The sequence below is a fragment of the Clostridia bacterium genome (assembly GCA_036562685.1).
Classification (GTDB): domain Bacteria; phylum Bacillota; class Clostridia; order Christensenellales; family DUVY01; genus DUVY01.
In genome coordinates this window covers 1-6,504 of record DATCJR010000102.1, presented here as the reverse complement: position 1 = coordinate 6,504, position 6,504 = coordinate 1, and the positions used below count along the sequence as shown (strand labels likewise).

Annotated in this window: 3 protein-coding genes; all 3 read right to left on the bottom strand. The window is 38.3% G+C overall.

Annotated features, from left to right (window positions below):
* Positions 1-314: 314 nt before the first annotated feature.
* The gene (locus VIL26_04805) at positions 315-3,194 is read right to left on the bottom strand and encodes a glycoside hydrolase family 3 C-terminal domain-containing protein (protein HEY8390252.1); all 2,880 of its coding nucleotides are present in this window, start codon (positions 3,192-3,194) and stop codon (positions 315-317) included.
* 73 nt (positions 3,195-3,267) lie between these two features.
* A complete protein-coding gene (locus tag VIL26_04800; GenBank protein HEY8390251.1) occupies positions 3,268-5,034 on the bottom strand; it encodes an InlB B-repeat-containing protein in 1,767 nt (588 codons plus the stop codon).
* A 191-nt stretch (positions 5,035-5,225) separates the two neighbouring features.
* Positions 5,226-6,504 (bottom strand): putative Ig domain-containing protein (locus VIL26_04795; GenBank protein ID HEY8390250.1); only part of this gene is annotated, 1,279 nt, incomplete at its 5' end.

Sequence of the window (6,504 nt, the reverse complement as noted above, 5' to 3'; positions counted from 1 at the left end):
GTAAAAAACACTAATTAAAAAAGTTTCTTTTTTAGTTTAAAGAATCATAAAGAATTGATAAAAATTTTTGCCTAAGCAAATAAAATAAAGATATTTTATATCATAATTTTGTTACAAGTTTACAAAAATTATAAACCTTTTTTTGATATATAGTCAAGTTCTTTGAAAAAATTAATACCGACTTGAAGCCAACAATATAGCATTTTAGGCTTTTTGCCGCTTCTTTGGTTGATTACCTTACTGCTTGAAAAAAATCCCTTTCAGACTTACTCTGAAAGGGATTAAAACAATGTTAATTATAATTATTAATTTATTTAACTAGTTTTTTGTTTTTGAGCTTTATATGCTTTTCTAATTGCAAAAAAGCCCCATAATCCTAGACCTGCCACCACTACGGCATCAATAATAAACATTAGGACCATCCAAACAGGCGGTTTGTAACCTAATACTTCAGAATTCATTGCGTTAGAGTTGCATACCGTGTATAAAATATTTTTTACGCGCTCTCTTAATATTGTCATATCGGTTGGGTTAGATATTTTAGGTTTCCATTCTTGATTGAATGTTTGCAAATTGAGATCGCCGCCGGCATAAGCCATTTGTCTAGAATCCATATGGCTTCCTGTATTAAAATCGCAAATTACCATGCCCCTAAAACCCCATTCATTGCGAAGCACTTCGGTTAATAGGCGATAATCTCCTCCTGTCCATTTTGCGCCTATTCTGTTAAAGGATGACATCATGCCTCTGGTTTTTCCTATTTTAACTGCCATTTCAAAAGGCCTTAGATATACTTCGCGAAGCGTTTGCTCGTCTAGCCATGTGCAAATTCCTCTTCGAGAAGTTTCTTGCTCATTGACTGCAAAGTGTTTTACCTGAGTGTAAACTCCTTTTGACATTGCGCCTTGAATTTCATATGCCGCAAGCATGCCGGATAAAAAGCTGTCTTCTGAAAAATACTCTCCAGCCCTTCCGCCAAAAGGCGAACGGTGTAGATTGATGCCAGGAGCATACCACCCAGAATAAGGAGTTCCATCGCCTCTTTCATCGCCAATTAACGCTTCATTGCCTATGGCTTCGCCAAAATCAAATAGCAAATCCACATTCCAAGTCGCAGCCATTATAGGCTCGCACGCGTAATGGCTTGTACCATAAACCGCGCCCACGCTAGGATCTGACATGAAGTTTACAAAACCTGCGGGACCATCAGCATCATTTGTTCTGGGTTTTCCAATTTCCATAATAGCGGCGGTTTGAAACGCGCCATTATTGAAAAGGTTTATCATATCATTTACTTTTAATCTATTAAGCAATTTATCCCAAAGCGGATCGTCATAATCTTTGCCTACCAAGTCGCGCAATGTTACGTCGTTTTCTTCGCCTATAATAGGGAATTCATTAGTTTGAAACGGATTATTGGTAGCAATTGAGTTAATTTTTTGGTTTGTCAACGCGTCAAGTTCTCTTTCTTGTGTTGTTCGCGTTGCAGGAAAAGTTCCTTCCCAATCAGTTCTAGATAATATTGAGCCTAATTCATCATCTATATCGTCAAATCTATTGACTACTGAATAACCCGTCACAGGATCTGTCTCGTACTTGATTCCTGGCTCTTGAACTGTAGCTTCAAAGCTGTCAATTTGCTCATGCGCGTTAGCGCATAATCTTATAATATATTTTCCGCTTTCAAGCTCATAACCCTTAAATCCATTTTGGTTTTTATCATTGTAATCATATGACGCAAAATAATACGGGTCAATTTCTACTGTAACAGTTTCAGATGCGCCTGGTTGTATAATACCTGTTTTTGCAAAACCAGCTAACACTACATGGGATTTTTCAATACCGCCCTCAATATAAGGAGGGGTAACATAAAGCTGGACTACATCTTTGCCTGCGACAGATCCTGTATTAGTGACCTTTACATTTACTTGAATTTTTTTGTCGGCTGTAATTGTTGTGTTTTGCAAAGTCTGTTTGTTGGCTATTTCTTGCGAAAAAGTGGTATAGCTTAGCCCATATCCAAACGGGAATACAACATTTTCGTTATACCATGTTTCTCCATCTGTAAAGCCGCGTGTTTCGTAATAACGATAACCTACATATATTCCTTCTTCATAATCAACATAGGAATATATATAAGTGGTTTTTTTGTCTTTAACAGAAAGGTAATCTTGACCGTTAGGTATTAGATTGTTACCAAAGTTAAACCATGTAGGGTCTTTTTTAAAATCACGCGCGTAAGTATCTGGAATACGACCCGAAGGATTAACATCGCCATTAAGAATTCGCCCTAAAGACATAATACCCGTATCGCCAGGCGCTCCAATCCAAATTGCAGCGCCTATGTTTTCGTGATATGCATAATGCTCCGGGTCATCCAAAAAACCTAACTCAATAGGCGAACTGCTATTAATAATCACTATAACTTTTTCAAATTCGTCGCAAACAGCTTTAATTAAGTCGGTTTCATTTTGGTCAAGTTGTAGATAGTGATCGTTTGCGTCTCTTGCGCCTTCAACCAAATTGCCGTTCTTATCGACCATTTTACGAGGCAAATCCCAGCCCTCGCCGCCTATACGCGACAAAACAATCAACGCTGCATCGTCATAATCCCTATAACTATTTTTAACAGATTGAGTATAACTTGATTGCGGTGTCTCGCCCACTTTTAAAGAAATACTGCCGTCATTTTCCATAGCGGGATTGCTCGACCTGCCGCTACCAGAGTCGCTGCTTTCATAAAAGCTTTTTAAGGTGGGATTATAGCTAAAGCCTGCTGCGGTCAAGCTTTCAAATATCGTTTTGGTAAATTCTCCGCTTCCAGCGCCTGAGCCAGAGCCGCCATAAACTAGATTAACAGAGTTTTTGCCAAATACGCTTATTTTTGCTCCCTTTGGCAAGGGCAATGTATTAGAATCATTTTTTAATAACACAAAACCTTCTTCAGTAATTCGCTCATTGACTCTTTCTCCGTTAAGTCTAGCTTCTTCTTTAGTATCAAAATCAGCTATAAATATTTGTTGTGTGCCATCTTTGGTTATCATCCTTTCGCGTCCCCATAGAGTGCAAAATAATTCATAAAATATAGTTGATGCCAAAGACGTTACAACAATGAGTAAGACTAAAATAGAAGTCGTTACAAAAAACCAAACTTTTGAGCCAGTTTTACTAAAAATAACCTTAAAAAAACTCATTCTTTCCCTCCGTGTTAAAGCTAATTAAATAAACCATATCTTTTTGCTTTTAACATCAAGATAAGCTTTAGAACTAATAATTTCCTTCTACAGGGTCCCATGTCAAGTTAGCGTAAGTCGTTAATTTGATGCAGTCTACCATAGGTGCTGTTGACCACATCGTGCCGCCCATTCCTAAAGAGTTATCGGTAATTAGCTCAATAGTATTTTTGCCTTCTACAAGATCAATATTAGCTATAACAAAATCTTCAAAAGGCATTATAATGCCCTCGTTTTGACCAGGAACTCCATTAAAGTAAATTTCTTCATATTGTATAGGAACGCCATTAACTTTGACCGTATAAACAGGCTCTTCATCGCGAGAACCGCCAGGCGATAAAGTTGATTGTATAAAGAAATCTTTAATCTCGCCCGACAATCTAAGCACCAATTCAACATCAGGAATTGCCCGATCCGAATCTATTTCAAAGGTTAATGTAATTCCGTCTCCATACAAATATGTAACAAAATATCCATTGCTTGCTCCTGCAGAGCCATCAATATCTTGAAGAATAGCGTCGGTACCTGTAGCATTTCCTGAGAATCCCCAACCAAAGAAATCAGAAAAATCAAGCATTTCTGCCTCAAATATATATTGCTTAGACCATTGAGCGTAAACTGTGGTATCTGATGAAATACCTTCTTCAAAATCAAAACCAACTATCCCATTTGAAGAGTCACTCCAACCTGCAAAGACATAACCTATACGAGAAGGCGATGCCGGCACAGTTATAGGCGAGTTTTTGTCATATACTTTTGTAATTGGTTCTGGAGCGCCGCTATAGTTATAATTTATTGTTAATAAATATGTTTCTATCCATTTTGCGTATAAATATGTATTATTTGTCACAGGCGTGTTTAAAGTAAATTCATTAACAAAATTGCTATCAGTAAACCAACCGACAAAGCGATGACCTTCGCGCGAAACATCAGGTTGATTAATTACGGCGCCTTCGACAACATTTTGAATTATATTTTCAGGAGCGCCGGAGTAATTTAAGTCAAATTCAACCTGATATACCGCCGCGCCTTCGTTATTTACCCATTTTGCGTAAACTTGAATAGATGCGGTAACCGCGCCAAACTCATAAGGATTATTGAAATCGGGGTCAGTAAACCATCCCGCAAAACTATAACCTTCTCGAGTGGGATTATCAGGTCTTGTAGGAGTTTCTCCTGAATTTACTTCCTGAATCATTGCGGCAGGAGCGCCTTCATAATTTAGATGAAATATTACGCTAAAGCTTTGAGTCCATTTTGCATAAAGAGTGAAATTTGTAGTAACCGCATCGCCAAAATTATATGGCGTAATTCCTTCAGGCTCCAAAAACCAACCGCCAAATACATATCCGCTGCGCACAGGGGTGGTCTTTAAAGGCTCAACTGTGCTGCCGCTTTCTATTTGAACACTTACATTGTCGCCATCGCCGCCATTCAGATCAAAAATAACCGTATAGTATTGCAATTTCACTGACCATTTAGCGTATAGCACAAAAGTTTTGGCAGTTATCGGAGTGCTAAAATCAAATTCATCGCCTTCGCATTCTTCATTATCATACCAACCTTCAAAAGTATATCCTTCTCGGCTAGGGTCAATTGAAGGTCGCGGCACCGTTTTACCTTTTTCTACTCTAATAATATCAGGTTCATTCTCTACATTATCATCGCCCGCGTTTGTGTCAAATATAACAGTGCACATTTCTTTTTCGGGCGTATCGGTAGTATCGCAACCCGTGAGTATAATTGAACAACCTATAATAATCGCTAAGAAAATCATCCAAAGATTGCGTAGCTTATTCAAAGTTCATCCTCCGTTAAAAATTTTTTAAAAAATATTATATCATTTGTAAATAAATGTTGCTTTCAAAATTAAGATTCCCCATAATAACTAAAAAATATTTTTTAAAAATCGCTTATAGCTTCAACAGATAAAGGTAACCTTTATCTGTTGAAGCCGCCACGATTTTTAACTAATTAGTACTCTTATTTTGTCTATATCCTTTTCTTTTTAAGGATATTGAGAATTACAGCAGCAATAGCTGAGAGAAGTCCTATCGTGCCAATAATAGTGCCGACAATGCCTATAGTCTTAGCAACACTTAGCTTGTCATTGGAATCATCTAGTTGAGCATTAAGGTCGTCTATGACTGTATTAAGGTCATTAATATCCTCGTTAAGGTCGTCAATTCCAGAGATGATATCATCGATATCGTCCGTTATTGATTTTTGGGCGTCATCCATTTCGCTTAGTGATTTCCATCCCGCATATACCGTTATGTCTTCGGTTATAGCTTGAGAGAAATCCATCTCAATCGTGCAATCTTCATCAGCATACCAACCAGTAAACACATATCCTGCGCGATAAGAAGCCAAAGGAGTAGCCTTTTCACCCTCTCTTACCACAGCGACAACCGGTGTCGAACCTTCAAAGTTGCTGTCAAAAGTTACCGTAAACGTAACAGGAGCGCCAACTTCTATTGTAAGAGGAGTTTTATAGAAGTATTCAAGGCTTATATATCCTTGTTGAGGATGGGTTGTTTCTGCTAATACTCTTGTTTCGACAACAAAGCTATATGAACCTTGTGCAGTAGGAACGCCTGTAATGCTTCCATCAGAATCTAGACTCAAGCCCGCAGGTAATCTACCGCTTACTATATTATGCTCAATCAATGTGACAGGAACATCTATATTAGACCATCCGACTCTAACACGGTATGTAGTTACGCCTACTATGATTTCATCAGAAGCGATCTTTCCGTTAACATCGCCGCCAACCTCGATTCCGTCTATATCTTCAAGGTTAAATATGCCGTCAATAGTAAGCGTATAAGTGGCTGTAGTATTAATGTAACCATCTACCACAATCTCTACCGTAAAGTTAAATGTTCCAGCCTCTGTAGGCGTGCCGCTTATTCTGCCAGTATCGCTTAATGAAAGACCTTCAGGCAAAGCGGAGCCTGCTGTCAATGAGTAAACAGCGTTTTGCAAGTCTGCTTGAGCGATATCTGCGTTATAAGATTGTCCTTGTCTGCCAGAATCAAGCGTAGTGCCAGTTATATCGCTTAAATCAATACCATTTCGCATAGTATTACTATTAACTTGAGCAAACAATAAGTGCTTGGCCGCTTTACGAACAGCATACCATTGCGTATAACTTTGTAGAATATCTCCCTCTTCATATAGCTCGGTGCCGTCTAACATAGTAGTAGCGTCTTTATACGCTGCTGATGCGCCTTCGTTAATTTCATTTATATTGCCAGGATTGGATGCA

Excerpts from the sequence above, each read along its gene's own strand:
- VIL26_04805 (HEY8390252.1), bottom strand. The coding sequence starts at position 3,194 with ATGAGTTTTTTTAAGGTTATTTTTAGTAAAACTGGCTCAAAAGTTTGG.